General features: G+C 75.9%; 19 protein-coding genes. 9 read left to right on the top strand and 10 right to left on the bottom strand.

The window, feature by feature from the left end; all coding sequences use genetic code 11:
• Nucleotides 1-2: 2 nt before the first annotated feature.
• Both OG753_RS38510 and OG753_RS38505 read right to left on the bottom strand, forming a co-directional pair.
• Entirely contained in the window at nt 3-1,655 is a 1,653-nt protein-coding gene (locus OG753_RS38510) for an FAD-dependent monooxygenase (protein WP_405792191.1), read from the bottom strand.
• A gap of 78 nt (nt 1,656-1,733) precedes the next feature.
• On the bottom strand, nt 1,734-2,144 hold the full coding sequence (locus OG753_RS38505; RefSeq protein ID WP_327266406.1) for an organic hydroperoxide resistance protein: 411 nt from the start codon (nt 2,142-2,144) through the stop codon (nt 1,734-1,736).
• Between the two features lie 128 nt (nt 2,145-2,272).
• On the opposite strand from OG753_RS38505, the gene OG753_RS38500 reads away from it, so the two are divergent.
• The gene (locus OG753_RS38500; RefSeq protein WP_327266405.1) at nt 2,273-2,758 is read left to right on the top strand and encodes a MarR family transcriptional regulator; all 486 of its coding nucleotides are present in this window, start codon (nt 2,273-2,275) and stop codon (nt 2,756-2,758) included.
• A gap of 53 nt (nt 2,759-2,811) precedes the next feature.
• Nucleotides 2,812-3,846, top strand: coding sequence for a PHP domain-containing protein (locus OG753_RS38495; RefSeq protein ID WP_405792189.1), 1,035 nt, complete (start codon nt 2,812-2,814; stop codon nt 3,844-3,846).
• Nucleotides 3,847-3,865: 19 nt separating this feature from the next.
• Here OG753_RS38495 and OG753_RS38490 read toward each other — a convergent pair whose 3' ends face one another.
• Complete coding sequence (locus OG753_RS38490; protein ID WP_405792187.1) at nt 3,866-4,747, bottom strand: UbiA family prenyltransferase; 882 nt, start codon at nt 4,745-4,747, stop codon at nt 3,866-3,868.
• Nucleotides 4,748-4,823: 76 nt separating this feature from the next.
• On the opposite strand from OG753_RS38490, the gene OG753_RS38485 reads away from it, so the two are divergent.
• The 3 genes from OG753_RS38485 to OG753_RS38475 are packed head-to-tail and all read left to right on the top strand — an operon-like array spanning nt 4,824 to nt 7,523.
• Nucleotides 4,824-5,885 (top strand): 3-oxoacyl-[acyl-carrier-protein] synthase III C-terminal domain-containing protein, encoded by a 1,062-nt coding sequence (locus OG753_RS38485; RefSeq protein WP_327266402.1) that lies wholly within the window; start codon nt 4,824-4,826, stop codon nt 5,883-5,885.
• Between the two features lie 4 nt (nt 5,886-5,889).
• A complete protein-coding gene (locus OG753_RS38480) occupies nt 5,890-6,495 on the top strand; it encodes an isoprenylcysteine carboxyl methyltransferase family protein (protein ID WP_383195758.1) in 606 nt (201 codons plus the stop codon).
• The gene (locus tag OG753_RS38475) at nt 6,492-7,523 is read left to right on the top strand and encodes an NAD(P)/FAD-dependent oxidoreductase (protein ID WP_405792184.1); all 1,032 of its coding nucleotides are present in this window, start codon (nt 6,492-6,494) and stop codon (nt 7,521-7,523) included. Before OG753_RS38480 ends, OG753_RS38475 begins: the two co-directional genes overlap by 4 nt.
• An 85-nt stretch (nt 7,524-7,608) precedes the next feature.
• Here OG753_RS38475 and OG753_RS38470 read toward each other — a convergent pair whose 3' ends face one another.
• Nucleotides 7,609-8,562, bottom strand: coding sequence for a hypothetical protein (locus OG753_RS38470; RefSeq protein ID WP_405792182.1), 954 nt, complete (start codon nt 8,560-8,562; stop codon nt 7,609-7,611).
• A gap of 168 nt (nt 8,563-8,730) precedes the next feature.
• Here OG753_RS38470 and OG753_RS38465 point away from each other — a divergent pair, with 168 nt between their 5' ends.
• Nucleotides 8,731-10,341, top strand: a complete 1,611-nt coding sequence (locus OG753_RS38465) for a carboxylesterase/lipase family protein (RefSeq protein ID WP_405792180.1) — start codon at nt 8,731-8,733, stop codon at nt 10,339-10,341.
• Here OG753_RS38465 and OG753_RS38460 read toward each other — a convergent pair.
• Nucleotides 10,325-10,999, bottom strand: coding sequence for a hypothetical protein (locus OG753_RS38460; protein WP_405792178.1), 675 nt, complete (start codon nt 10,997-10,999; stop codon nt 10,325-10,327). The genes OG753_RS38465 and OG753_RS38460 overlap by 17 nt on opposite strands.
• Before the next feature lie 93 nt (nt 11,000-11,092).
• Between OG753_RS38460 and OG753_RS38455 the strand changes: the two genes are divergently transcribed.
• Complete coding sequence (locus tag OG753_RS38455) at nt 11,093-11,515, top strand: hypothetical protein (protein ID WP_405792966.1); 423 nt, start codon at nt 11,093-11,095, stop codon at nt 11,513-11,515.
• A 25-nt stretch (nt 11,516-11,540) separates the two neighbouring features.
• On the opposite strand, the gene OG753_RS38450 is transcribed toward OG753_RS38455, so the two are convergent.
• The 5 genes from OG753_RS38450 to OG753_RS38430 form a co-directional block, all read right to left on the bottom strand.
• Complete coding sequence (locus OG753_RS38450) at nt 11,541-13,418, bottom strand: hypothetical protein (RefSeq protein ID WP_405792176.1); 1,878 nt, start codon at nt 13,416-13,418, stop codon at nt 11,541-11,543.
• Nucleotides 13,415-17,305, bottom strand: a complete 3,891-nt coding sequence (locus OG753_RS38445) for a vWA domain-containing protein (protein ID WP_405792174.1) — start codon at nt 17,303-17,305, stop codon at nt 13,415-13,417. Before OG753_RS38445 ends, OG753_RS38450 begins: the two co-directional genes overlap by 4 nt.
• Nucleotides 17,302-18,459: an AAA family ATPase gene (locus tag OG753_RS38440; protein WP_327266394.1), complete on the bottom strand. Its 1,158-nt coding sequence runs from the start codon at nt 18,457-18,459 to the stop codon at nt 17,302-17,304. The genes OG753_RS38445 and OG753_RS38440 overlap by 4 nt, the downstream gene beginning before the upstream one ends.
• A gap of 185 nt (nt 18,460-18,644) precedes the next feature.
• On the bottom strand, nt 18,645-23,570 hold the full coding sequence (locus OG753_RS38435) for a DNA-binding protein (RefSeq protein WP_405792173.1): 4,926 nt from the start codon (nt 23,568-23,570) through the stop codon (nt 18,645-18,647).
• Complete coding sequence (locus tag OG753_RS38430) at nt 23,567-24,433, bottom strand: DUF4132 domain-containing protein (protein WP_327266393.1); 867 nt, start codon at nt 24,431-24,433, stop codon at nt 23,567-23,569. The genes OG753_RS38435 and OG753_RS38430 overlap by 4 nt, the downstream gene beginning before the upstream one ends.
• 202 nt (nt 24,434-24,635) lie before the next feature.
• Between OG753_RS38430 and OG753_RS38425 the strand changes: the two genes are divergently transcribed.
• Entirely contained in the window at nt 24,636-25,382 is a 747-nt protein-coding gene (locus tag OG753_RS38425; RefSeq protein WP_327266392.1) for an HNH endonuclease family protein, read from the top strand.
• The gene (locus OG753_RS38420; protein WP_327266391.1) at nt 25,379-25,660 is read left to right on the top strand and encodes a hypothetical protein; all 282 of its coding nucleotides are present in this window, start codon (nt 25,379-25,381) and stop codon (nt 25,658-25,660) included. Before OG753_RS38425 ends, OG753_RS38420 begins: the two co-directional genes overlap by 4 nt.
• Nucleotides 25,661-25,690 lie beyond the last annotated feature (30 nt).

The raw sequence follows: 25,690 nt of genomic DNA, 5'->3' as shown, positions 1-25,690 counted from the left end.
GATCAGTTCGTGGGGAAGACGGCCGCGAGGTGGGTTGCCAGCGGCTGCGGGGCGGGCGGGGAGAGCCGGGCGCCCAGGTATCCGTCCGGGCGGATCACGAAGGCCGTCGGCTCCTCGGCGGCGTAGAGGCGGGCGAACTCGCCCCGGCTGTCGCGGTACACGGGCAGTGGTGTCCCGTCGGCCTCGAAGCCGGTGTCGGCGCCCGCACCGGCCGGGAGCAGCACGCAGACCTCCATCCGGCCGCCGGAGAGGTCCCGTGCCGTACGGACGAGTGCGTCGAGCCCGGATCCGGTGACGGGGCCGGCTCCGTAGAGCAGCAGTACGTGTTCCCGCTCGCGCAGGACGTCGTACAGGCGCATCGGGTAGGCGGCGACGGGCCGGGTGAGGCCGGAGCAGTCGGGGGCCCGGTCGCCCGGACGCGGTCCCGGTCCGTCGCCGGGCGGGTCCACGATCGGGCTCCCGCGGTAGCCGACGAGGAGCTGGGCCTCGCGCATCATCAGGGTCGCCGGGTCGTCCGGGTCGTTCTCCATCCCCTCGACGGCGTGCCGCACGGTGCGGCCGACGACCTCTTCGCCGACGGGGCGCCGCTCGGCGTCGTAGCTGGCGAGCATGCGGGGGTGGGCCGTGCCGTCCCCGACGGCGAGGGCGATCTTCCAGGCCAGGTTCCAGGCGTCCTGGATACCGGTGTTCATGCCCTGGGCGCCGGTCGGCGGGTGGATGTGCGCCGCGTCCCCGGCGACGAAGACCCGGCCGTCGCCGTAGCGGTCGACGATCCGGTGGCTGATGCGGAAGACCGAGGTCCAGCGGATGTCGGAGGCGGTGGTCGGCTGCGGTGAAAGCCGGTCCACGACGGCCTGGATGTCGGCGAGTCCGGGGCTGCGGCCGCTCTGCAGGCCATGGGTGATGCCGTCTCCGGCGGCATCGGCCTGCGGTGCGGTGGAGAGTTCGGGCGGCACCATCATCGACATGCGGTACCGGCCGTGGCCGGGCAGCGGGATGCACACCAGGACGTCGTCGACCGCCCCGTCGCCGTTGCGGTGCATGGAGCGCACCGCGTACCCGGGCGGCAGGTCCCAGTCGACGCGCACGTCGGCGAGCATGTACTCCTCCGCGAACGCCCCGCCCTCGAAGCTGAGGCCCAGCCCCTTGCGGACGATGCTGTGCGCGCCGTCGCAGCCCACGAGGAACCGGGTCCGTACCTCTTCTTCCCCGGACGGGGTGTGCAGGCGGCAGGTCACCCCGTCGGGGTCCTGCCGGAACGACACCAGTTCGGTGCCGCGTTCGACGGCCGTTCCGAACCGGCCCAGGAACTCGTCGAGGACGCGCTCGGTCTCGTACTGCGGCAGCGCCGCGAATCCGTACGGCACTTCGGGCGGCACGGAGAGCTCGGTGCGGGCCTGTTCGGCGCCGTTGATGTAGAGGAACTGGCCCCGCATCGGGACGGCCGCCTCCAGTGCGGCGCGGACCATCCCCATGCGGTCCCAGACCTCCAGGGTGCGCGGCTGGATGCCGACCGCCTTCGCGAACGGCAGCCTGGCCGGCAGGCGGTCGACGATCCGGCAGGAGACACCCCTCCTGCGCAGCTCCCCGGCCGCGGTCAGTCCGACCGGGCCGGCGCCTGCGACGAGCACGTCCGTTGCGTAGGTGTGCGCCACTGGCGCCTCCTGGCGTGCGGCCCCCGTACGAGTGGATGCCCCTCCATGGTGGCCGCCCGCCGTGCGTCCGGCATCTCTTTACTCGACGACGAGGTCGACGTCGATGTTGCCGCGGGTGGCGCGGGAGTACGGGCAGACCTCGTGCGCCTGCTTCACCAGCAGGGCGCCGGTCTCGCCGGCCAGGGACTCGGGCAGCTCGACGCGCAGGGTGACGGCGAGGCCGAAGCCGGCGCCGTCCTTGCCGATGGAGACCTCGGCGGTGACCGAGACCTCGCTGGTGTCGGCCTTGGCCTGGCGGCCGACGAGGCCGAGCGCGCTGGCGAAGCAGGCCGCGTAGCCGGCCGCGAAGAGCTGCTCGGGGTTGGTGCCCTGACCGTTGCCGCCGAGCGCCGGGGGCATGGCGAGGGCGAGGTCGATCTGGCCGTCGGAGCTGACGGTGCGGCCCTCGCGGCCGTTGGCGGTGGCGACAGCGGTGTAGAGCGCGTCCATGAGAGGTCCTCTCGCAGAAATGAACCGTGGTGGCGGCCGGTGGTCGGCCGCGCTCCACTACTAGAGCACACAATTCAGTTGTGCACAATTCAATGCCTCGCAAGTTCACCCCGGGTACACTGGGCGGCATGACCGAGCAGCCCACCGCCACCCACCCCGACCAGGACTTCCTGCGCCTCGACGGCCAGATCTGCTTCGCGCTGAACGCCGCGAGCCGTGCCTTCGGCGGCCTCTACCGCGTCGTCCTCAAGGACCTCGGGCTCACCTACCCCCAGTACCTGGTGATGCTGGTGCTGTGGGAGCACGGCGAGATGCCGGTCAAGGACATCGGCCGGCACCTGCGGCTGGATTCCGGCACGCTGTCCCCGCTGCTCAAGCGGCTGGAGGCGGCCGGGCTGGTCCGCCGCGAGCGCAGCACCGAGGACGAGCGGTCCGTGCACGCCCACCTGACCGAGGAGGGCGCCGCGCTGCGCGTCCGCGCGGTGGAGGTGCCCCGGCGGATCGCGGCCGCGACCGGCTTCGAGCTCGCCGAGGTCGTCGACCTCCAGGCCCGCCTGAGCCGCCTCACCGCCGCCCTCGACGCCGCTGTGCCCCGGGAGACCGGAGAGGCGTAGCCGCCTCCCGCGCCGGACACTGGGTCCGGGAGCCGGCAGGCAGGAGGTGCGCGATGGACCCGGTTGCGGCGCTGGACCGGATCGCCTTCCTGCTGGAGCGCGCGCAGGCCCCCACCTACCGGGTACGCGCCTTCCGGTCCGCGGCGGCCGTGGTCACGCGGATGGGCGAGGGCGAGCTGGCCGAGCGGATCGCGGCCGGTTCCCTGGAGTCCGTGAAGGGCATCGGCCCCAAGACGGCCCAGGTCGTGCGGGAAGCGGTGGACGGCGGTGTGCCCGCCTATCTGCAGGCGCTCGAGGACGAGATCGCATCACTCCCCGAGGGACCGCCCGCCTCCCCCGCCGCCACCGCCCTGCGGGCTGCGCTGCGCGGGGACTGCCACGTGCACTCGGACTGGTCCGACGGCGGCAGCCCCATCGAGGCGATGGGCCGGGCGGCGTCCGCGCTGGGCCACGACTGGGCCGTACTGACCGACCACTCGCCACGGCTGACCGTCGCCCGGGGGCTCTCCCCGGAGCGGCTGCGCGAGCAGCTGGACGTGGTGGCCGAGCTCAACGCCACCTGGGCGCCCTTCCGGCTGCTCACCGGGATCGAGTGCGACATCCTCGACGACGGCGGGCTGGACCAGGAGCCGGAGCTGCTGGAACGGCTCGACCTGGTGGTCGGCTCGGTGCACTCGAAGCTGCGGATGGACTCGCCCGCGATGACGCGGCGGCTGCTGGCGGCCGTGCGCAATCCGCTGATGGACGTACTGGGCCACTGCACGGGGCGGCTGGTCACCGGCCGGACCCGTCCGGAGTCGCAGTTCGACGCCGGGGCGGTCTTCGCGGCCTGCGCGGAGAGCGGCACCGCCGTGGAGATCAACAGCCGGCCCGAACGCCTGGACCCGCCGCGACGGCTGCTGCGCCTCGCGGTGGCGGCCGGCACCTTCTTCGCGATCGACACGGACGCGCACGCCCCGGGCCAGCTGGACTGGCAGATCGTCGGCTGCGAGCGGGCCGTGGAGTGCGAGGTTCCGGTGGGGCGCGTCATCAACACGTGGCCGGCGGAGGCGCTCCTGACCTGGACCCGCACCCGGGAGGCTCCGTAGCGGGCCTTGCGGAGGCGGCTCAGGAGCGGAGTTCGACGACCAGCAGGACCACGTCCGCCCCGGCCACCGCCATCGTGGCCAGGAACGGGAGCCTTCCGGCGGGCCGGCGGGCCGCGAGGAGCAGTGCCGCGGTGGTCACGGCCAGCAGCAGCCAGCCGTACGCCGTCACCCGCCCCGCTGGTGCCACCACCAGGGTGGCGGTGGAGCCGAGGACGAGCAGCCCGGCCAGCGCCGCCGAGGCCCGCACCCCGAGCCGCTGCGGCAGCCCCGCCACCCCGGTGGCCAGATCGTCCTCGATGTCGGGCAGCACATTGGCGAAGTGGGCGCCCGCGCCGAGGAGGGCCCCGGCGGCCGTCAGCCACGGGGGCGGCCAGGGGGCACCGGGCAGGCCGAGGGTGACGAAGGCGGGCAGCAGGCCGAAGGCCAGGGCGTAGGGAACCCAGGAGGCGGCCGTGCGCTTGAGCCGGAGGTTGTAGGCCCAGGCGGCCGCCACGCCGACGAGGTGCACGGCGCCGGCGAGCAGCCCGCAGGCCAGGGAGAGCGGGACGCAGAACAGCAGGGCCAGGGCCGCGGCCCGGGTCACGGCCGCGGGTGTCACCGTACCGGCGACGAGCGGTTTGTCCGGTCGACCCGTGGCCAGGTCGCGCCGCAGGTCGGCCCGGTCGTTGCACCAGCCCACCGACAGCTGTCCGGCGGCCACCGCGCCCACGGTGAGGGCCGCCCCTACGGGGCCGTGGCCCGCGGCGGCGGCCAGGGCGGCGGCGAACAGGGTCACGGCGGCGGCGGGCAGCGGATGGCACGCCCCTGCCAGGCCGGCCGCGACGGCGGCGGCGGAGCGGGGTGCTGCGCCGCCGGTGATCTCCGTGGCGGGCCGGTGGGTCTGCGTGGTTCGCGCGGGCACGGCGCCACGCTATGCGGCGCCGCGCCCGGTTCGCCTGATTCATGACCCTGTGTCAGTTGTTTTCTATGGTGAAGGAATGACACGTGTTCTGGCAGTGCGCAGCGTGTTCCCGCCCCATCGCCACCCCCAGTCCGAGATCACGGAGGCGCTCGCCCGCTTCCTGCCCCCGGGCTCCGACACCGCCCTGCTGCGCCGCGTCCACAGCTCGGTGCGCGTGGACAGCCGGCATCTCGCGCTCCCGCTGGAGCGGTACGGCCCGGCGAACGACTTCGGCACGACCAACGCCCTCTTCCTGGAGACGGCCCTGGAGCTGGGCGCCCGGGCCCTGGAACTCGCCCTCGCCGACGCCGGCCTGACGGCCGCGCAGCTCGATCTGGTCATGTCGACCACGGTGACCGGGCTCGCGACCCCCTCGCTGGAGGCCCGCCTCGCCTCCCGCGCGGGCCTGCGTCCCGACGTGCGGCGGGTCCCGCTGTTCGGCCTCGGGTGCGCGGCCGGCGCCGCCGGAGTGGGCCACCTCCACGACCATCTGACGGGCCGCACCGGCCACGCCGCCCTCCTGCTGTCCACCGAGCTCTGCTCCCTCACCCTCCAGTCCACGGACGCCTCGATGGCGAACCTGGTGGCCGGAGCGCTCTTCGGCGACGGCGCGGGTGCGCTGGTCGCGGTGGGCCGCGACCACCCCCTGTACGCCACCGGCGCCGGACCGGAGGTGGTGGCCGCCCGCAGCCGCCTGTACCCGGGCACCGAGCACCTCCTGGGCTGGGACATCGGCCACTGGGGGATGCGCATGGTGCTCGGCCGTGAACTCCCGGACCTGGTCCGGCTGCACGTGGCCGAGGAGGTCGAGTCCTTCCTCGCCGCGCACGACCTCAAGCCCGCGGACGTCGGCGCGTGGATCTGCCATCCCGGCGGCCCCAAGATCCTCGACACGCTCTCGGACGCACTGGCGCTGCCGGAGTCGGCCTTCGCCGCCAGCCGGCGTTCGCTCGCGGCCGTCGGAAACCTCTCCTCCGCGTCGGTCCTGCACATCCTGGACTCCGTCCAGAGCGCGGGACCGCCTCCGCCCGGATCGGTCGGGCTGATGCTCGCCTTCGGCCCGGGTTTCGCCTCCGAACTCGTCCTCCTGCGCTGGTGACCCGATGATCTCGATGAGCCCGATCTCCCTGCCCGCCTTCACCGCCACCACCTCACTCACCCTGTACCTGCTGCTCATCGGCCTCGTCGCCGCCGAGCGGCTCGCCGAACTGGTCACCGCCCGCCGCCACACCGCCTGGAGCCTGGCCCGCGGCGGCCGCGAGTACGGCCGCGGCCACTACCCGGCCATGGTCGCCCTGCACACCGCGCTGCTCGTGGGCTGTGCGGTGGAACCCTGGGCTGCCGGACGGCCGTTCATCCCGCTGCTCGGCTGGACGGCCCTCGGCGTCGCCGTGGCCGCCCAGGGCCTCCGCTGGTGGTGCATCGCCACCCTCGGGCGGCGCTGGAACACCCGTGTGCTCGTCGTTCCCGGACTACCGCTGGTGGAGGCCGGACCGTACCGGCTGCTGCGCCACCCCAACTACGTGGCCGTGGTCGCTGAGGGCGTCGCCCTGCCGCTGGTGCACTCCGCGTGGCTGACCGCGATCGGCTTCACCGTGCTCAACCTGGTGCTGCTGCGCGTACGGATCGGCTGCGAGGACGCAGCCCTCACCGACGGCGGCCGGCTGCGGGCGCCCGCCTCCGTCCCCTCGGCCGGCGCCGCCTCGTGATCGACCTGCTGATCGCCGGCGGCGGTCCGGCCGGACTGGCCACCGCCATCCACGGCGCGCTCGCCGGCCTCGAGGCCGTGGTCGTGGAGCCGAGGGCCACCCCCATCGACAAGGCCTGCGGGGAGGGCCTCATGCCGGGCGGGGTACGCCACCTGCGGGAGCTGGGCGTCCCCGTCACGGGGCAGCCGTTCCACGGCATCCGCTACGTCGACGGCGAGAGCGGCCGCAGCGCGGAGGGGCTGTTCCGGTCCGGCCCGGGCCTCGGCTCCCGGCGCACGGAACTGCAGGCCGCGCTGGCCGAACGCGCCGCGCAGCTCGGCGTACGGGTGGTCCCCGGGCGCGTCGACCAGGTGCGCCAGGACGTCCACCAGGTCGAGGCGGCCGGGCTCACGGCCCGCTACCTCGTCGCGGCGGACGGCCTGCACTCCCCCGTCCGCCGCGGGCTCGGCCTGTCGGCGCCGCTCGCGCCGCGCCGCCCGGCGCGCTACGGACTGCGCCGCCACTTCGCCGTCCCGCCGTGGAGCGACCTCGTCGAGGTGCACTGGTCGCAGCGGTGCGAGGCCTACGTCACCCCGCTGGCGCCCGACCGGATCGGCGTGGCCGTCCTGACCTCCGATCAGGCCCCCTTCGACGTACAGCTGGCCCGCTTCCCGGTGCTGTCGCAGCGGCTGGCAGCGGCGGCGGGAACCGCGACGGCGGTGCGCGGGGCCGGGCCGCTGCGCCAGGGGGCTCGCGTACGGGTGGCGGGGCGCGTGCTGTTCGTGGGGGACGCGGCCGGGTACGTGGACGCGCTGACCGGTGAGGGCCTCACCCTGGCCGTGACGGCGGCGGGCGAGCTGGTGCGGTGCGTGCGGGCGGGGCGTCCGCAGGCCTACGAGCAGGCCTGGCGCGATCTCTCGCGCAGCTACCGCGCCCTCACCGCGTCCCTGCTGTGGGCCCGTCACCGGCCGCGGCTCGCGCCACGGATCGTCCCGCTGGCCGCCCGTCTCCCCCGCGTGTTCACGGGGGCGGTGAACCTGCTCGCGTGACCGCGGGCGGCCGGACGCGGTCTGACGCGGAACGGCACCCCGCGCGCGGGGCGCGGGGTGCCGTCCGGGCGGGGTCGGCGGCCGGTCAGGCCGAGCTCTCCCGGTGGTTCCTGAGCGCCAGGCCGGCGAGGACGGCGCCGGCCGCCGCGCACAGCATGACGGTGATGCCCGCCCAGGCCAGGGTGCCGCCCACCGCGCCCTCCAGCGGGTCGTACTGCATCGACCCGCCGAGCACGTGGAGGGCGACGACGCCGAGCGCCGTGGCGGCGACCGCCCGCCACACCGCCGGGGTGTCGCGGAGCGCCACCAGTGCTCCGCTCACCAGGCACAGCACAGTGGCGAGAAGGGGCAGGTAGTCGACAGGGGCCGCGGACTGCAGGGCCGTCAGGTCGTTCGGCAGGTGCAGGGCGCCGCTCACCAGCAGGGCGGCCGCCACCGGCCAGCGCAGCACGTGGCGCAGTGCCCGGACGCGGGAGGCGGCGGGCGGGTCGACGGCGGCGGTGCGCCGGGGCGGCTCCTGGTAAGGGGCGTCGTGGAGCTCCGCGTACGGGGGGACGTACGGCGCCTCGTACGGGGCTTCGGGCGCGGCGGGGAACACGGCGCCCGGCGCGACGGCCGGAACGGCTGGTGGGGTGCGGCGCTGACGCTCCGCCTCGGCCGCGTCCTCCTTGCCGAGGATGGTCACCAGCAGGGCGACGTCCTCGATGGACCGTCCGACGGCGGCGGCGCGCAGCGTGAGGTCCGCCTCGGCCACCTCCTGCGGCGACTCGCCCAGGAGGGCGACCATCCGTCGTACGTCCTGCACGGGCCGGGTCACGGCGGCCGTGCGCAGCGCGTCGTGCCCGGCGTCGGGCAGCGGGCCGCCCTCCTTGAGGAGGCTCACGAGTGCGGTGACCTCCTCGACCGGACGGCAGGTGGCCGCCGTCTCCAGCAGGGTCCGCATGGGCGGCGTGATCGGCTCGTCCGGTGCGATGGGGTCGGGGATCCCGTGGCGGTCGTCGTCGTGCTGTTTCGCCGCGAGGGTGATGGGGTCATTCATGGAAAGCTCCGTTCGCCGACGCGCGGGTCTACGCAATCGCGCGCCGGTCATCGTGCGTCATGGGAAGCGCACGCTTTGTTACATTGAGTGCCACTTCCGCTCACTGCGCCATTCGGGGCGGGCAAACGGGGGTCTCCTCCCGGATCCCATGGGGAAAGGGCGTCGACCGTGCCCGACTTTCGCCAGGTCCGTCGCCGCTGCGCGCTCCTCCTGCCCGTCGTACTGCTGCTGCTGGGCGCCGCGCCCGGGCCGGACCGGCCGGTGGTGGACACCGACCGGGGGCCGGTCCGGGGCGTCGGGCACGGCGCGTACGACACCTTCGAGGGCATTCCCTTCGCCGCTCCTCCGACCGGCCCGCTGCGCTGGCGGCTGCCGGAGCCGGTGCGGCGCTGGGAAGGTGTGCGCGATGCCGGGGCCGCCGGTCCGCGCTGCGTGCAGCTGCCCGTAGTGGGAACGGGCGGACCGACCGGCTCGGAGGACTGCCTCTACCTCAACGTCACCGCTCCGGCGGGCCGCGCCGCCGCCGGCCGGCCGCGTCCCGTCATGGTCTGGTTCCACGGCGGCGGCTTCTTCAGCGGCGCGGGCGACGCCTACCGGCCCGACCGGGCGGCCGTGCAGGGCGGCGCCGTGGTGGTGACCGTGAACTACCGGCTGGGCGTCTTCGGACTGTTCGGCCATCCGGAGCTCGGCGGAGCCCCCGACTTCGCCCTCGCGGACCAGCGGGCGGCGCTGCGCTGGGTGCGGGCGAACGCGGAACGCTTCGGCGCGGACCCCCACCACGTCACCGTCTTCGGTGAATCGGCCGGGGCCCTCAGCGTGTGCGCGCACCTGACGTCCCCGGCCTCGGCGGGCCTGTTCCACCGGGCGATCGTGCAGAGCGGATCGTGCTCGACCACGGCGCCCCCGCGGGCCCTGCTGCCCGGCCTCGGCACGTACGAGCCCTTCGTGCCGGAGCGGCAGACGGTGGCGGACGGCGCCCTGGCAGCGGCCCGGCTCGGCTGCGACCGGCCCGGCGGGGTACTGGACTGCCTGCGCCGGCTGGACCCGGCCGCCCTGGCCACCGCCGAGCTGATGCAGCGCTTCTCGCTGGTCTCCTACGGCAACGACGTGCTGCCCCTGGAGCCGCGGCGGGCGCTGGAGGCCGGCCGGTTCCACCGGGTGCCGGTGATCCAGGGCGCCACCCGGGACGAGATGCGCCTCTTCCTCGCGCAGACCCTGGCCGCGTACCCGATCCCCGACGAGGGGGCCTACCGGGCCCGGTTGGCGCAGTCCTTCGACGCGCCGACCGCCCGCGCGGTGGAGGCCTCCTATCCGGTGTCCGCCTTCGCGACACCGGCGGTGGCGTGGGCCACCGTACTGACCGACGCGTCGTTCGTCTGCCCGACGCTGCGGGACGGCGCGGCGCTCGGCCGGCACGTGCCGGTGTACGCGTACCGGTTCAGCGACCGGGGCGCGCCGGACTTCACCGGGCTGCCGGAGCCGCCGGACCTGCCGTACGGCGCGGCCCACGGCTTCGAACTGCCCTATCTGTTCACGGTGGTGCCGCTGACCGAACCGCAGCGCCGGCTCGCGGACCGGATGACCGGCTACTGGACGGCATTCGCCCGCACCGGTGTTCCGGCGGCGCCGGGGGCCCCGCCGTGGCCGCGCGACCGGAACGGGAGCGCGGTGCTGTCGCTGGCGCCGGGGGCCGGTGGGATCCGTACGGTGGACGCCCGGGCCGAACACCACTGCGCGCTCTGGGACGCGCGGTGGCCCGGGGTCACCAGGACTCGGTGACGACCACCCCGTCGTCCGGAACCAGGAGCGTCACCGTGCCCGTGTCCCCGTAGACCTCGTGCCGCCAGGCGGCGAACCGCGCGGCGATCCTGCGGGCGGCTTCGGCGCGGCCCTTGCCCACTTCCCTGGTGGTGAAGGTGATCCGCGCCTCGCCGACGGTGTGCACCTTGCGGACGCGGGTCTCCTTGACCGCTTCGGGGTATGTGTAGCCCTCCTCGGACGTCTCCCGGTGCTTCAGGTAGTAGGCGCTGAAGTCCCGGGTCATGTCGAACCAGTCGGCCGGGCCGCAGGGGCCCCCGCCGTTGCCGATCTCCCCGTCGGTCGGCGGGCCGACGTAGGCACCGGTCTCGCCGTCGGTCGGCGGCCCCGCATACGCACCGGTCTCGCCGTCGGTGGGCGGCCCGGCGTACGCGCCCGTCTGCTCGTCGGTCGGCGGACCGGCGTACGCGCCCGTCTGCTCGTCGGTCGGCGGACCCGCGTTCCCGCCCGAGCCCTCGTCCGTCGGCGGATCGAGATCGCAGTCGGCCGGAGCGAGCGTGGGTACGCCGGCGGGCGGCGCGGCCTGCCCCGCCCGTGTGGTCCCGCACGCCGCGACAACGGCGCACAGGAGCCCCGTCACCAGCAGCCGTCCGGTCAATGACCTTGCTGTCTTCGTCATGTCCATCCCCCTCGACCACCAAGAGGCGATCGGGGCGTCAGGGGTTCCCGCGTTGTCGCGCCCCGTCGCGGTCCCCCTCGCGATCCCCTCGGGATCAGCGGCGAGCGCGGAAGGCCGGGCCGGGCCTGGTGGGTCATCACGCAGCGCTCGCCACAGCGTCGGTCACACCCTCTCGCACCACGATCACCCTCCGGCCCGGGAGGACTAGGCCGTCTCTTGGAGGAGGCCAACGAGTGCGTGGCGCCCCGGCTCGGCCTCCCGGAGCTGCCCGTGGTGGCCTGGCCGGAGCCTTCCGACGAGGACGGGCGGGGCGGGCTCCACTGGAAGTCCCCGGCCCTCCTCGACCACGCGGCGGGGCGCCCCTTCATCTGGGTCGACGACGAGATCACCGGCGCCGACCGCGCCTGGGTGGCCGCCCGGCACCCGGACCGGGCGCTCCTGCACCGGGTCGATCCGGGACGGGGTCTGACCGGGGCGGACCTCGGCGCACTGCGCGCGTGGCTTCGCCCGGACTGACCGCCGTGCGCCGACTGGGCGGATCTCAGCGCGGCGCGGGCTGCGCCTCGCCCGGACCGGCCTTCCAGGACGCGGCGATCAGGGAGCGTTCCGCCGCCGCCAGGTGGGTGGCCGCGGCCAGCCAGGCCCAGGCGTAGCCGTCGGGCGAGGGGTCGGCCAGCCGGCCGAAGACGTCGCGGGGACGGCGGTCGGCCTCCGCGGCCAGGGCGGCGGCCAGGTCCGCCGCCGCGGTGAGACCGGCCCGGCGCAGCGGCGCGTACGAGGCCGAGGCCAGGGACGCCGTTCCGCGGGCCGTCTCGGCCAGGGCACGGCGGCCGCCCGCGACCCCGGTCTCCAGGAGGCGGCGCACCCGCCACAGCGGGGAGTCGGCCAGCGGGTCCGGGCCGTCGGCAGCCGCGGGCTCCGGGGCGAGGGCGGCCCCCGCCGGGAAGTGCATGCCCTGGAGGCGGTCGTAGCCGAGGTCGGCCCGGCCCAGCCATTCCTCGGGCAGTCGCAGCGTGTAGTCCGCTCCCGGCACCGGGCCGACGGCCAGCGGGCGGAGCGTGGCGGCGCGGTCCAGGTCGGGGCGGCCCAGGACGCGCAGCCGGAGACCGGGGTACGAGGCGATGCGGCGCAGGTTGTCCGTGTGCGCCAGCTCCGGGTGCGGGTGTGCGGGCAGCAGTCGCAACAGGGGCGCGTCCGGGCGCGTCTCGCGGACGAGGAGGTGTTCGCCGGCCGCTCCGACGACGGTGACGTCGCAGCCGAGCAGCGCGGACTCGGTTCCGTCCGGGTCCGCCAGCAGTTCGGCGACGGCCTCGGCGGCCGGGCGGGCGAAGAGCGGGGCTGCGGGCCGTTCGGTCCAGGCGATGCCGGGCAGCGGGGTGGCCCTGACCCCGCGTCCGGCGCCGAGCCGGCCCTCCGGGGAGACCGTCGCGCCGACGATGCGCAGGCCTCCGCGGGCGAGGCCTGCGTGGTCGAGGACGGCGCCGCCGAGGGCGACGGAGGCGGAACCGGCTCCGCGGGCGCGGGCCAGGCCGCCGGGGCGGACGTCCGAGACCGAGTAGCGGGTGCCGTCCGGGGCCATCAGGTGGGTGACCACTCCGCCGTATCCGGTGGCGGAGAGCACGGGTTCCCGGCACAGGCCCTGCACCTGGAGACTGCCGCCCGGCGCGTAGGCCCGGCGGGCGGTGCCGGTCAGTGCGGGGTCGGCGGATCCGGAGGCCAGCACTGCGGCCGTGTGCAGGAGTTCGCGGAAGGCTCCGGTGAGGTCGCCGAGCCGCTGCCCGGCCCGGCGTTCGCGGGCGGCGCGCAGGCCGCGTACGACCCGCAGGGCGGCTGCTTCCGCGCGCGGCAGCCCGGTGAGGCGGGCGGTGTGCGCGGCGCGCAGCAGTTCGGCCTGGACCACCGCTCCGCCCGCCGTGACCCCGGCGGCGAGGGCTTCTGCGGCCACGTGCCAGAGGGCGGCCGCGGCGCGCAGCTGGGCCCCGGTGAGGGCCGGCGGAGGTTCGGTGGGGGCCGCGGGCTCGGCGGTCGCCGTAGGTTCGCGGGACGCGGCTGCCGTGGCCGGGTCCGGCCCCCGGTCCACGGCCGGCTCCGGCCCGGGCTCCGGCTCCGGCTCCGGCTCGGGCGGTGTGTCCGCGAGCGGGGCCGCGCCCAGGGCCGCGGCCCGGTGCAGGCAGCGCGGCGCCAGCAGGCAGCTGCACGTGGCCTGTTCCGCCGTGGTGATCGCACCCGCCGGACCGGGGCGCAGGGTGACGAGGGCGTCCTCGCCGAAGCGGAGGGTGACGGTGCCGTCGGCCCCGGCGGTGGCGCCCGCTGCGCAGCCCTCGGTGGCGGCGTCCAGCTTCTTGCGCAGGCGGGGGGTGAGGTTCTCGACGGCTTCGGCGAGCACCTCGGGGGCGACGGGCGGCAGTTCGGTGCTCAACGGGACTCTCCACGGAGGCGGTCGCCCACCCAGCGGGCGAGGGCGAGGGGACTGAGGGCGGCCACGGGCATGCCGGCCGCCACGAGTTGCCGCGCGACCGGGACCGAGTACCGGGGCGTCCCCTCGTCGTCGAGCGCGGCGCAGCCCAGCAGGTGGGCGCCGGACGCGGCCAGCGCGCGGACCTCGCCGAGGAGCCCGCCGATCGGCGCGCCCTCCTCGAAGTCGCTGACCACGACGACGAGGGTGCGGCTCGGGACGGTGATCAGGGAACGGGCGTGCGCGAGACCGGCGGCGATGTGCGTGCCGCCGCCGACGCGGACCTCCAGCAGCAGGGAGAGCGGGTCCTCGACCCGGTCGGTGAGGTCCACGACCTGGGTGGAGAAGGCGAGGAAGTGGGTGGACAGGGTCGGTACGCCGCCCAGCACGGCCGCGGTCAGGGCCGACCAGATGACGGAGGCCTCCATGGAGCCGGAGACGTCGACGACCAGGATCAGCCGCCAGTCGGCCTCGCGGCTCGCCCGGGTGCTGAAGACGGGCCGTTCCGGGACGACGACCACGCTGCCGTCGGCCCGGCGCCGGGTGTGCGCGAGGTTGGCGCGCAGGGTACGGGCCAGGTCGAGCCGGCCGCCGGGGCGGCGGGTGGGGCGCGGGGTGGCGAGGCCGGAGAGGGCCGGGCGCATCCGGGTGGCGAGCTCCTTGGCGAGTTCGTCCACGAGCCTCTTCACCAGGGGTCGCAGCTGGGCGAGTTGGGCCTCGGGCAGCCCGCCGGCGAGGGACAGTACGGAGCTCAGCAGTTCCACGGAGGGCCGTACGGCCGCCGGATCGAGCTGGGTGAGGACGTCGGTGCGGCCCGCTTCGGCCGCTCCTGCCAGCACCTCCTCCCGTACGTCGGCGCCGAACAGCGCCTCCAGCTCCTGCGACCACTCACGGGCGGTGGGGAAGGAGGCGTCCTGGCCGCCGCCCCGGCCCTGGCCGGTTTCGAGGTCGGCGGAGCCTTCGCCGCGCCCGGCGCCGTACAGCTCGTCCAGCGCGTGGGCGTAGCGGCGGGCGCCCGCGGGGAGCCGGTCGCGTTCGCGGCCGAGCAGCAGCCGCCAGCGGTCGGCGGGGGCGAGCCGCAGGCCGTCGCCCCCGCCGGACTGCCGGCTCGGGGCCGTGTCGGGGGCCTCGGGGACCGGGGCCGGCGTCGGCGGCGTCGGCGGTGTCGGCGTCGGCGGCGGGGTGTCCGGCGCGGCCGGTGGGCCGGGCAGCGGGAGGGCCTTCAGGGCGGCGAGTCCGGCGGCGTCGGCGGCGGCCCACAGGGCGAGCAGGGCGGGTGACGCGTCGAGCGCGAGGTCGATCCGGTCGCCGAGTCGCTCGGTGACGGTGTCCAGCAGCCGGTCACGGGCGGCGGGCGACAGGGCGTCGAAGCCTCCGCGCAGCGCGGGGAGCCGGTCGAGGAAGTCCTGGTCGGCGAGGTGCTCCACGCGGTCGAGGAGCGGGGTGAGGGCCGCCGGCGAGGACTGCAGCAGGGGTCCGGCGGCGGTGAGGAGTCCCCCGAGCCGCCGGGTGAGGGCGCGCCGGCTGTCGGCGGTGCCCGCGCTGTCGATCCATCCGGCGGCGCGGCCACCGAGCTCCGCGGCAGGGTCGAGGTCGAGGAGGACCCGTACGGCCAGGGCGGCGCCCTGCATCAGCGGGGACGCCGAGTCGGCCAGGGCCGCCAGGGCGTCGTCCGTGCGCAGGCCCAGGTGGTGGGCGGCGGCGCGGTCGGCGAGGGCCACGAGGGCGGTCGCGTCGGCGGGGTCCTCGCTCCCGGCGAGGCCGGGCAGGCAGCGCACGGCCGCTTCGAGGAGGTCCCCGGCGAGGCCGGCGGAGGCGGCCCGGGAAGCGGGCGAGGTGCCGGGCAGGTGGCCGCGGTGGAGGGCCTCCAGGAGGTCGAGGGCGTCGAGGAGTTCGGGCAGGGTCGCGGTCTGCGGCAGGGCGGTGGCCGCCTCCTGGAGGCGTACGTCGACCAGCTCGGGCAGGTCGCACCGCGCGGCGGCGGCCAGGCCGGCCAGGATCTGCGCCGGGGTCGGCCCGCCGTCGGCGGCGGCGCGGCGGGCGGTTTCGCGCAGCGTGCCGGCGGCCGCCTGTCCGGCGGTGACGCCGCGCACCCCGGCGAGGTCCAGCCGGGCCGGGACGGAAGGCGTCCAGGACAGCCGCCACTTGGTGCCGAGGGCGGTGCCGTCGCCGGTGGCGGCGACGGTGAGGGGCTCGCCGTAGGAGGCGCCGCACACGAGGAGCCGTTGCAGCAGGACCTCGCGGCGGCCGTCGAGGGCGGAGCGGAGCGGGTCGAGGCGGATCTCGCGGGGCGCGGGGTCCTCGGGGGCCGGCAGCCGCAGCGCGGCGAGTTCGGCCTCGACGGAGGGGCCGAGTCCGGAGCGCGGCGCGTGCGGGGTGATCCGGCCGCGGGCCGTGCCGACGAGCACGGCCTCGAGGGCGCGGGCCAGCGCCCGGCCCCGGCCGAGCGGTTCGCCCTGGCCGAGCACGGTGGTCACGGCTTCGAGGAGCTCGCCGCGGCCGGGCGCGGGGAGCGCGCGCAGGGTGGCGAGGTCGCAGGCGAGGCGCAGGGTTTCGGCGGCCTCGCCGGTGCCCGCGGTGTGCCCGGCGCGGCGCAGCTCCCGGCAGAGTCCGGTGACGGCCACGGAGGCGGCCTCGCGGACCCGGCCGGGGTCGCCGCCGGCTTCCAGGACGGCCTGCTGCCAGCGCGGGTCCCGGATCCCTGCGGGGTATCCGGAGCGGGAGTCGAGCAGGTCGAAGGAGTACGGCACGAAGGAGGTGACGGCCGGGTCGGAGCCCGCGGCCGGCACCGCGGAGGCGGCGCCGCCGTCCCGCGGCCCGGGCACACCCCTGGCCCCGGCCCGGTGCGGCTCGAGGCCGGTGCCGGCCTCGGCGCCGGACCGGTGGCCGGAGTCCGCATCGTGGTCGTGGGCGGAGCCCGGATCGGCGCCGGAGCCGGAGCACCGGCCGCAGCCGGACTTGGCCCCTGCGTCCGCGTCGCAGTCGTGGGCGCAGCCGGCCCCCGGGCCGTTGCCGTGGGCGGCCGGCGCGCTGTCGGCGGCCGTGCCGGGAAGGACGGGGGCGTGGAACGCGCCGATCACGGCGGCCACGCGGTGGCCGGCGGCGACCGCGCCTGCGATCACGCCCCGCATGTGGGCCTCGCGGGCCAGGTCCGTCGCCGGGACGGCGCTCGTGTCGGCGCGCAGCGCCCAGCCGACGCCCAGCGCCGCACGGCGTACGGCTTCCGGGGTGCAGCCGGGCGCGAGGACCTCCACGGCCCGGTCCCACAGGTCGTCGCCGTCACGCCCCGTGCCGGCAGCGGTGAGGCCGTCGGCGAAGGACCCGCCGGGCCGCTGCCCGGCGAACGCTCCGGCCGGGTCCGAGCCCTGCTTCGGGTCCGCGCCCCGTCCAGTGCCCGGGGCCCGGTCCGAACCGGGGTCCGCCGCCGGATCCTGCCCGGGGCCCTCGCCCGGGGCCGAAGTCGGGGACGGGGACGGAGCCGCCGTCGGGCGGGTCCAGCCGCGGTCCGACAGCGGGAGGTCGCAGCAGATGACGGCCGCGCCGGACCGGCGGGCCCAGCGGATCGCGGCGAGCTCCGGGGAGAAGTCCGCGAACGGGTAGAACGCCAGCCGGCCGTCCTCCCCCGTGCCCGCCAGGGCGACCGGCGCGACCGTCTCCGGGTCGGCGAGGTGCTCCAGCCACGGCTGGAACTCCTCCGGGAGCTCGACGCAGACCACGTCCGCGCCCGAGGCGTCCAGCAGGTCGGGAACCACGGCGGCCAGCGCGGGGCTGTGGTGGCGCACCCCGATGAGGTACGGCTCACGGGCCGCGGCGAGGGCATCGACCGCGGCGCGCGGGTCGGTGTGCGTCAACGCAGGCTCCCGCGCAGGTCCCAGAGGCGGCGCCACATCGGCGAGCCGTCCTCGGCCCGGCGCCGGACCGGGCCGTCCCAGTACCCCAGCAGCCGTCCGTGGTCGGCCGGGTCGTCCTTGCGCACGACGCCCAGCAGGTGGCCCGGGAGCAGGTCCAGCACGTCCCCGCCCGGCAGGTACGCGGCGGCGACCCCGAGCGAGGCGGCCACCTGGACGGCTTCGGCGGTGGACATGACCGTACCGGGGCGTTCCACGTCCCAGCCCTCGGCGGAGCGTCCGGAGCGCAGATCGCGGAAGACGGTGACCAGGGCGTCGAGCACGGCGTCGTCGACGCCGAAGGCGGCGCCGGCCCGCTGGACGGCGGCGACGGCCTGGCGGCGGATGAGCGTGGCCTCCGCGTCCGCGTCGGCGATCGGCGCGACGGTCTCGAAGTTGAAGCGGCGCTTGAGGGCGGCGGACATCTCCGAGACGCCGCGGTCACGCAGGTTGGCTGTGGCGATGACGGTGAAGCCGGGTGCCGCGGAGACCACGGCGTCCTCGGTGGCGGTCAGTTCGGGCACGCTGATCCGCCGGTCCGAGAGGATCGACACGAGCGCGTCCTGCACCTCGGGCAGGCAGCGGGTGATCTCCTCGACGCGGACGACACGTCCGGTGCGCATGGCGGAGAGCACCGGGGAGTCGACCAGGGCCTGCGGGGTGGGGCCCTGGGCGAGCAGCAGGGCGTAGTTCCAGCCGTAGCGGAAGGCGTCCTCGGTCGTGCCGGCGGTGCCCTGGACGGTCAGGGCGCTGGTGCCGCTGACGGCGGCCGCCAGCAGCTCGGACAGCATCGACTTGGCGGTACCGGGCTCGCCGGTGAGGAGCAGGCCGCGCTCTCCGGCGAGGGTGACGACGCAGCGCTCGACGAGGGCGCGTTCGCCGACGAACTTGGGGGCGATGGCCAGCTTGGCCGGGAGTCCGGCGCGGCGCTTCGGCAGGGCCAGTTCGGCCCCGTCGCTGCCGCAGACGAAGGTGACGACGGCGCGCGGGGTCAGGGCCCAGCCGGGCGGGCGGGGGCCCGGGTCCTGGGCGGCCAGGAAGGCGAGCTCGGCGGCGTGGCGCTCCTCGGCGGGCAGCACCTGCCGGGCGGCGGGGGCGGATTGTTCGGTGACGGTCATCGGGTTCCTCTGGGCTGTGCAACGGGCGGATGGTCCGGGGGGCGCGGCGCACCTGCGGGCAGGTGCGCCGCGCCGTTTCCGGTGGGCGGGGGCGGCCGCGCCGACCGACGCCGGTTCAGCGGCGGCGGATCAGCAACGCCGGTTCAGCAGCGCCGGTTCAGCGACGGCGGTCCGGCGGCCGCGGTTCAGCGGCGGCGGGCGCGGGTGCGCTTCACCTTGAGCTCCTCGAAGCGCGGCACGTCGCCCTCCCGGACCCGCTGCCAGGCCCGGCGGTAGAGCTCAGCGGCGGGTTCGGTGGGTGCCAGCACGCCCCGCAGCGGAGCCTCTCCGACGCTCAGGCCGTACATCGGCAGCTTCCACTGCTCGACCGGAAGCGCCGGCGAGGCCATTTCGGCCCATCCGCCGGGCAGGAACAGCGAGCGCCCGGCCCGGCTACGGCCGGCCGTCACCACCAGTTCGGTGGCGGCCAGTTCGGCGCGGGCGGCCTTGAGCCGGGCCGGCTTCCAGCCCGTCCAGCGAGCGGTGTTGCGGTCGGTGGGGTCGGGCATGGCGAGCAGCGCGAGGTAGAGGGCCGCCGCGTCGGCGCCCAGGCCGTGCGCGGCGCTCACCTCCTCCACCAGTTCGGGCACGGAGCGGCCCGGGTCCTGCGGCCACCAGGTGCCTTCCGAGTCCACGCCGCCGGCCGCCGGGGCTCCCGGGTCGGCGAGCAGCGCGGCGAAGCGCGGATCGTGGGCGGTCCGCAGCGCCCTTTCGACGGCGGAGGGCCGCTGGTCGTCGCCGCGCAGCACCGGCAGGTACGGGTCGGAGCCGGTGGAGTCCAGCAGCGCCGGGCGCAGTGCGGGCCGGGGCTGGTCGTCGTGGGTGGCCATGACGACGGCGCCGTAGCGCTCGTAGCCCTCGCCGGTCTCGGTCGGTGTGCCCGCGGCCTTCCGGAAGTCGGGAAGGTTGGTGTAGTGCGCGATCTCCAGGAGCAGTTCGGGCGCGGCGAGCCGCTGTCGTACAGCGGTCAGTGCGGGCGGCAGGGCCGCTCGTACGGGATCGCCCGCGGGCAGCCGGTGGGCCAGCCAGGCGGCCATCGCCATGATGCCGGTCAGGGTCTGCGCGGTGAAGGGGTCGGTGGCCGGTTCACGGGGCTCCACGTGGTCGCCCTTGACCGTCCAGGCCACGTCGACGGAGAGCTCGCGTGCGGCCGCGGGGTCGAGCAGGCTCGCCAGGATGCGGTGCGGGGCGGTGCCGCGCACGGCGCGCGCGGCCTCCGTGGCGAGCCAGTCGGGCACGGGGGTACGACGGCCCATGCGCCGGTTCCAGATCTCCGCGGCGGCGGCCACGTCGGGTCCCTCGCTCCACAGCTTCGCCGGATCGGCGGGGAGCAGGGCCCCGACGATCGCGCGCCGCAGCTCGGCGTCGAGGCTCTTGAGCTCGTCGCGGGCGTAGGCGGCATCGGTGGCCTTGACCCCGAGGGCGGTGCGCAGTTCGGGTGCCAGGAAGTTGCGTTCGAAGGTGTCGATGTCCGGGAGTCCGGCGAGCACCAGGCGGGCGAGGGCGCCCGAGACTCCGGTGAGCCGGGCGAACTCCTCCGCGGCTTCGGGGAGGAAGGGCACCGGGCCGTGCTCGGCGGCCGCGCCGAGGAAGGCCGTCAGCCAGCCGGGGCCGCGATCGCGGTCGCCGAGCGGGGCGTCGCCGCGCAGGGTGTAGGGGCCGGGGACGGTGAAGCGGCCGGTGGGGTCGTACAGCAGGGCGCCGAACTCGTGGCCTTCGGGCACGGATTCGCTGTGCTCGGTCAGTGCGAGGACGGCTCCGCCGCCCAGCGGCAGCAGGCTGCGGTGGTGGACGTTGCGTTCGCCCTCCGGGGTGAGCAGGTGCTGCCGGTCGAGGCGGAGCAGGACCCGGCGCCAGCGGTCGGCGGACCCTTCGGCCGAGGCCAGGCCGAGGGCGTCGACCGCGCCGAGCAGGGTGAGCAGACCCGCCCGCTGCTCGTCGGTGGCCGCGACGGTGACGGCGCGGTAGGCGACGGCCGCGGGCTGGTCGAGCAGCGGCGTCCAGTGGAAGGACCAGTAGGGCAGCGCGGGCGTGTCGAAGTGCAGCAGGCCCGGCACCTGGGTGGCGTCGGTCCGCGTGCGGGCGGCCTCGAGTTCGCACAGCGTGTAGTGGGCGGCGTCGCTCTCGCCGCTCCAGCGGTAGTAGCCGGGGCCGATGAGGCCCTTGAGCCCCTCGGCGATCAGCCGGTCGCCGGGGCCCTGCTCGCGCTCCTCGACGGGGGTGGTGTCGGGGTGGAGCCGGGCGGCGATCGCGTCCAGGACCTTCTGCTGGGCGAGGGTGAAGCGGAGGACCTCGACGATGCCGCCGATGATCTTGGGCGCGGTGATCCGCGGCAGGGCGGCGCCGACCAGGTCGGGCAGGTCGGCGGCCTTCTCCGCCGCTGCGGCCGTCTTGAGCAGCGCTGCCGCGGTCTCCCGGTCGGCGGCACGCAGGACGGCCGAGCCCTCGGCGTCGCGGGGGCGCAGGGCGTACCAGTGCGAGAGCGGCGGAAGGTCCACGCTGCCCGTGCCGAAGGCGGTGCGGCGGCGGTGGCCGTCGCGCGACCGGGCGGTGATCACGCCGTCCGGGTCGGTGATGCTGAGCTCCTGCCAGTGCTGGGACAGCGCGCGGGGCCGGTCGTCGCCGGGGAAGGCGAGGGCGGCGACGGGCGCGTCGCGGCCTTCGGGCACGGCGACGCTGCGTCCGCCGGTGTCGGTCCCCTGCCAGCCGTGACCGGGGACGCGTACGGCCCGCCAGCCGAGCAGGCCGCCGGCGGGCTCGCCCAGGACCGAGCCGGCCACGGTGGGCGCGGGCCTCAGCCAGGTGCGGCTACCGGTGCGCTGCGCGGTGTCCGCGTCGGCGCGCAGCGCGTCGGCGAAGAACGCGGGCAGGGAGTGGCGCCCGTAGGTGCCGCCGGCGGGGTCGTACTCGAGCCAGCCGCTGTCGGTCTGCTGGTCGCGGCGCTGCCACGCCCAGTACGAGGTGCCGTCGGACAGCAGGGGCCGCTCGTCGGGCAGTTTCGTGTCGCCGCGGTGCAGGACTCCGCCGCCGGTGGTGCGCCCGCCGCCCGGGAGGGGCAGGGAGAGGTGTTCGCTGCGCAGCGACCAGTGGCTGCGGTCGGTGTCCAGGGTGAAGACGGTGCCGGGCGAGTGGTGCCAGTAGGCCTGCGTCCCGTTCGTGCTCCAAGAGGACCAGAAGACGAGCAGCTCACCGTCGACGTAGTGGAAGCTGTGGTGGTGCGAGTGCCCGGTCGGCACGCGCAGGTCGTGCGTGAGGACGGTGGACTCGGCGTCGATGACCCGGACCTGGGTCTGGTTGGCGACGATCAGGTAGGGCCAGGCCTCCACCACGTTCAGGGCCTCCCGGCCCTGGCCGGGGGCCAGTTCGGTGACGGCCTCCTCCCAGGAGGGCCAGGCCAGCTCCTCGAAGAGACCGCCGCGCAGGGTACGGGCGAGGGTTTCGGCGAGGTCCGCGGCCGCGGCGGCGGCCACTTCCGCAGGGGCGAGTTCCAGGGCTTCGGTGGGCAGCCAGCTCAGGCGCGCGATCGCGTCGGGCACTCCGGGCAGACCGGCGGCGCTGGAGGCCAGGGCGACGTCGCGCACCCACGTGGCCAGGAGCGGGCGGCCGCCGGGCGAGGCGGCGACGCACCGGACGACCTCTGCGCTGCCGTTGCCGAGGCTGTTCAGGGCGCGGCGGAACGCGGGGTGGAAGCGCTCGTCGGCGGCGAGGGCGAGCAGGTCGCGGCGCTCGTCGCCGTCGGCCCACTCGGTCAGGTTCAGGTTGTCGTACCGGCGCCGGCGGTTCTCTGTCTCGGCCTCGGGGTCGGCGACCGGTACGTCCAGGGAGAGCAGCAGGTCGAGGAGGTCGGTGTCCTCGACGCCGACCTGCAGGCCCGCCTCCCGTTCGGGCCGGGCGAGTTCCGTGCGCAGCTGTCCGGCGCACCGCTCGGTGAGGTCGAGGAGGGCCGGGAGGGTGGGGCGCCGGCCCCAGCCGGAGTGGCGGGCGGCGTGGAAGCGCTCGAGCCAGCCGGCCGTTCCGTCGGCGCAGCGCTCCTCGGCGGGCAGGGCTCCGTCGGCGAGCCCGGCGGTGGCGCCGGACTCCTCCAGGATCTCCAGCCACAGGGCGGTGAACTCGCCGCCGTCGCCGCTGGGCGGCGTCAGCCCCAGGAGGGTGCCGCGGACGGCGGGAACGCGCCGCGCGAGTGCGACGAGGGCTCCGCGGTGGGCCTTCCACCAGCCGAGCGCGGCGCGCAGGGTGGCGGGCAGGGGCAGCAGTTCGGCGAGGTAGTCCTGCTCGGGTTCGGTGCCGGTCAGGCCCGCGGCCCGGGCGAGGCGGCGCAGTTCGGCGGCGGCCTGGGCGGAGGGCGGCAGCCCGCCGGCGGTGCGGCGTACGCACAGGCGGCGGAAGCGGTCGTAGGCCTCGGCGGCGGTGACACGGCCGGCCAGGGCCTTGCCGTAGCCCGTGAGCACCTTCACCGGCAGGGCGCCGACGAGGGCGAACTCGAGGAAGACGGCGTCGAGGCGGTCCTCGTCGATGCTCAGCCCGTGCTGGGCCTCGGCGGTGCGGGCCCGGCCGAACAGCTGGGCGGCGTAGGTGGTGTTCTCGACGGCGAGGAAGAGGCGCGCCGCCTGCTCGTGGAAGAGCGGCAGGAAGTGCGGGACGGACGCGGCGAGGCGGTCGGCCAGTTCGAGGCAGGCGTCGAGGGCTGCCTTGGGCTTGGTCTTGGCCTGCCGGGCGATCCGGTCGAGCTCGGGGACGACGGCGAGGGCGTGGTGGCCGTCCTCGGGGTGGTGGACCAGGACCCATTCGGGGAAGCCGAGGGCCTGGCGCTTGCTCAGGCCGACGACGGGCGGCTCGCCCTCGTCCCGTACGAGTCCCAGGAAGCCGGCGGCGAGGTCCTCGGCGGCGCCCAGTTCGGCGGGCGCGAGCCGGACGACGACGCGGTCGTCGCCGAGCCCGGGGTGGCGGTAGGAGCGTGCGGTCAGCTCGACGGCTCCGGGGGCGGCGTCCGCGGTGTCGTACGGCAGTACGGCACCTGCCTTGAGGAGCAGTTCGGCCTTGTGCATCTCGGTGTCTTCCTGGTTGGTGCTCACGCGTCCCCGCCCTCCTCGATCTTGCGCCCGGCGTAGAGCGCCGCGGCCATCCGCATTCCCTCGGACCAGGCGACTGGTCCGACCTCCGTCAGGCGTACCGCCCGGCCGTCCTCGTCGTGCCAGCTCAGGGCGCCGGTGGTCATCTCGTCTTCGTAATAGGGTTCGCCGATCCACACGGCCGCCTCGGTGCCGCTGCCGGAGTCCCGGACCTTGCAGGTGGCGTAGCCACCGGAGACCCGGTAGCCGAGGCTGGTGGCGCGGGCGGCGAGGCTGAAGCGGGTGGGGAAGACCCCGCCCGCGTAGTCGCGTACCTCGGTGGCGGTGGCGGCGAGCTCGGCGGGCTTGCGCCAGGTGGCCCGGTGGATCTGCTCGACGCGCTGCACGATGCCCAGTTCGGCCGCGAAGTCCCGTACGTCGTCCAGGTCGGGCAGGAGCACCGGGTGCGGCAGGGTCACCGTGCGCGGGGCGAGCCGTACGGTCTCGCCGTCGAGGTTGACCACCTTCAGCTCGCCGGACGCGGTGGCGTCCCGCAGGAAGCCCACCTCGTCCGGGTCGTCGCCGACGACGGCCACGTCGCGCAGGGCGCTCTGCCAGGCCTCGTCCGGCCAGACCCGGGCGAGCAGTTCGGTCGGCACGGGCAGCGAGGAGACCATCCAGCCGTCGACCTGTGCGACGCAGGCCGCCTCGTGCCGGTCGAGCCACTCGGCCAGCCGGCGCAGCCGGTCCACCTCGGGATGGTCCTTGAGTGCCTTGGGCAGTGTCTTCAACTGCCGCCCCGCCGTCCGCCCGGTGGCGGACCTCGCCGCCACCCGTCCCTCCACCAGGGCGATCTCGTACCCCTCGCCCGCTGCCAGCCAAGCCATCAGCCCGTGCCCCTCCGCCTGTCCCGTACTGTTCCGCGCAGCCCTGACAGGGGGGAGCCGACCCCCCTGAGCTGCGGTATGCCGGGAGACTAGCGAGGGCCACTGACAACGCCCACCGGAGGGCCCTCGGTAGGTTGATTGTCCGGTTCTGGGTAGGGTTTCCGGGACAGCGTGCGGAGCGGTACCGGCTCGGGGTGGGGTTATGGGACGTCAGATACGTGTGCCTGGTGCGGTACTGATGGCGCTGCTGCTGGCTGCCGCGGCCGGGTGTTCCGATCCGGCAGCGCCGGGCGGCGGGGATCCGAAGGCGTCCGCGCCCGCGGGATCGCCGTCCTCCGCCGCGCCGAAGTCGCCGAAGTCACCGGGTGACGACGCCAAACCGGCCGGCGGGGACGTACTGCCCGGTATGGTCACCGTCGCCGAGGCCCGGACCCGGTTGGCGGCGCTCGAGGTCGCGCCGGTCGGCACGATGGCGGGCTACAGCAGGGACAAGTTCACGCACTGGGCGCAGCAGGGCAACAAGTGCGACACCCGTGAGGTCGTGCTCAAGCGCGACGGCACGGAGGTCACCCAGGACGCCGAGTGCAAGGCCGTCTCCGGCAACTGGAAGAGCTTCTACGACGGGGTGGCCGTCACGGAGGCGGGGAAGATGGACATCGACCACATGGTCCCGCTCGCCGAGGGCTGGCGCTCCGGCGCGGCCGGCTGGGACTCCGCCCGGCGCAAGGCCTTCGCCAACGATCTGACCGGTCCTCAGCTGCTGGCCGTGACCGCGGCCTCGAACCGTTCCAAGGGCGACCAGAGCCCCGACCTGTGGCAGCCGCCGGACAAGGCCGCCTGGTGCCAGTACGGGCGGGCCTGGACCACCGTGAAGTCCACGTACGGACTGACCGTCACCGAACCGGAGAAGAAGATGCTCACCACGATGCTGGACACCTGCGCCTCATGACGCAGGCGCACCGGTGGCAGGACGAGGTGCTCGCCGGGCCGGGCGGCGCCATGACCGACGAGGTCGGCGTCATCACCGGCCCGCTGACGCTGCGCAGCACCGAGGAGGACGGGGGCGTGCTCCGGTTCGACGTCCAGTACAAGGACGCCGACGAGTGGTACACGCTCACGGGCAGCCCCCGCGCCCATCACGGCGCCCCGGCCGCCCTGCACGCCGCCGCCCTCGCCGCGATCCGCGCGGGCGGCGGGGCCGGGGCACCGGGCGGCGCCGCGGGCTGAGGCGCGCGGCCGAGGCGTGCTGTATGGGCG

Source organism: Streptomyces sp. NBC_00029 (assembly GCF_045160505.1).
In the GTDB taxonomy this organism is placed as follows: Bacteria; Actinomycetota; Actinomycetes; order Streptomycetales; family Streptomycetaceae; genus Streptomyces.
The sequence above is the reverse complement of the archived record's forward strand: the minus strand, read 5'-3'. Positions and strand labels throughout refer to the sequence as shown.